A 1,729-nucleotide genomic window follows, 5' to 3' on the forward strand; every position below is an offset into this window, starting at 1 on the left:
GTATAAGGGTATAAGGTAGGTGATAAAAGATGCTTGTTTCAGTTCAGCAATTTATTATGAAGCTAATAGAGGAAATAGACAAAGGCATCATAGTTGAAAGTTAAGTTATTTATGGGAATGCAAAATTAGAATACGCATTATCAATCAAGAATTATATGGCATCCATATCAGTGTTGGCTGATTACACATACGATTTCTTTATTTCAGAAATTGCGAGAGAAAATACGTTTTTGATTAAAACAAAGCAATTTGAAAATCTAAATGATTTATTAGATGAAATCAAGGAAGATTTATTCAATTTTTCAAACCTTGATGAAAATAGTTAATGTTAATTGATGAAAGCACGATTTTATGCTGATGGGCAAGGTGATTACAATGATTTTAGGAGGAACAAGATCATATATCAGAGTATCAATATTTAATAAGGTCGTAAAAATCAGTGGTGAACTATTGATGAATGGTCATGGTTTTGTAGCATATAAAAATTCAATAACATCATGGGAACATCCGAATGAGGATGAAGCAATTAGTGAGGAAATGAAAGAAACAATAATTGCACATATTCTTGAGGAATCAAAGAAATCGAATATGAAAATAGAATTTGAATGATAAAAGAGCAATTTCATTGAAAGGAATATGGCTGATGCAATGTCCAAAGAAATATTGCTTTTTTAGGCTAGATAAAGGTACTTGCGGATGCGCTTTCGGCAAATGCTCTAGGATAGAAGTAGATAAGGGGCATAAGGATTGGTATGAACCTAATGAGCCTGAACATGACAAAAGTGGTCTTTAAAGCATGGATTTCATCTTACTAGATGGGGAATGAATTTTTATGGATTCGTTACTGCAAATCAAAATTGAAAATCTTACTTGCCAAGTATCATGTTCTCTATTTAATTATTGGAGAATGCTCGACTCTATCAGCAGTCTATCTGCGACCTTCGAGGGTGGTAAAATATATGGTATTGTAGGAAATCTAGGTGCTGGTGGATGGGGTTTGTCTTATATATTGGCAGGTAAAGAACTGGTGGAAGATGCTTATCAAAATTCTATTCAAGTAAATGGACATAAAGCTAGTGCTGATTTGCTTCGTAGTATATCTTGTTACATTGGTGAAGGAGTTTCGGAATACCCCTATAAGCCAAGGAGAAGTTATCCAAACAAATTGACAAGGAAAGTTTTAGGCATAAAAACAGTTGCAGAACAATTAGAACAAGGAATTGCACAKAGCAAAAATGATTATAGTCTACTTGAGATTGCAAAAATGTTTGAACTTTCAGGGATATATGAAAACAATGAAAAGCAAGGAAGGATTCACAGACCATTAGAGTTTCAAAGTGGTGAAGTATGGAGAGCATCAATGGCAATTGGTTTTGCTTATGGTAAAAGGCTGTTTACTGTACCATGGATGCAAACCAAACATTGGTCTGAGTACATAATTGGTGAATACAACAAAAAGTATATTGAAATATTAAGGAATCATAATGCAATTGTAATAGTTCCTGTAAGCAACGAAAGTAATTTAGGTAATTTGGCTGACGAAATCATTTTTTTGTAATTGCAATAAAAGAGTAAGTTTTATCCAAAGAAACCACTCCTTTGTCTAAACTGTACCCCGTGTAAAGGACATTTTAAAAAAAGTCTAGGCAGATTGAAGAAGATGATCTCTGTATTGCACAGGGGTCATCCTTTTTAAATTCCATTGGTATCTGTAGTGATTATAGTATGT

Annotated in this window: 3 protein-coding genes; 2 read left to right on the top strand and 1 reads right to left on the bottom strand. The window is 33.2% G+C overall.

The features are described 5' to 3' along the window. Positions 1-351 precede the first annotated feature (351 nt). Both AC1DLM_RS35285 and AC1DLM_RS35290 read left to right on the top strand, forming a co-directional pair. Complete coding sequence (locus AC1DLM_RS35285; RefSeq protein ID WP_477572613.1) at positions 352-609, top strand: Imm74 family immunity protein; 258 nt, start codon at positions 352-354, stop codon at positions 607-609. A 223-nt stretch (positions 610-832) separates the two neighbouring features. Continuing rightward, entirely contained in the window at positions 833-1,558 is a 726-nt protein-coding gene (locus tag AC1DLM_RS35290) for an ATP-binding cassette domain-containing protein (RefSeq protein ID WP_477572614.1), read from the top strand. 84 nt (positions 1,559-1,642) lie between these two features. Here the strand turns inward: AC1DLM_RS35290 and AC1DLM_RS35295 are convergent. Further along, the coding region (locus AC1DLM_RS35295) for an IS3 family transposase (protein WP_441992305.1) at positions 1,643-1,729 on the bottom strand (87 nt) is incomplete at its 5' end.

This window comes from Paenibacillus sp. 01T442, assembly GCF_056398345.1.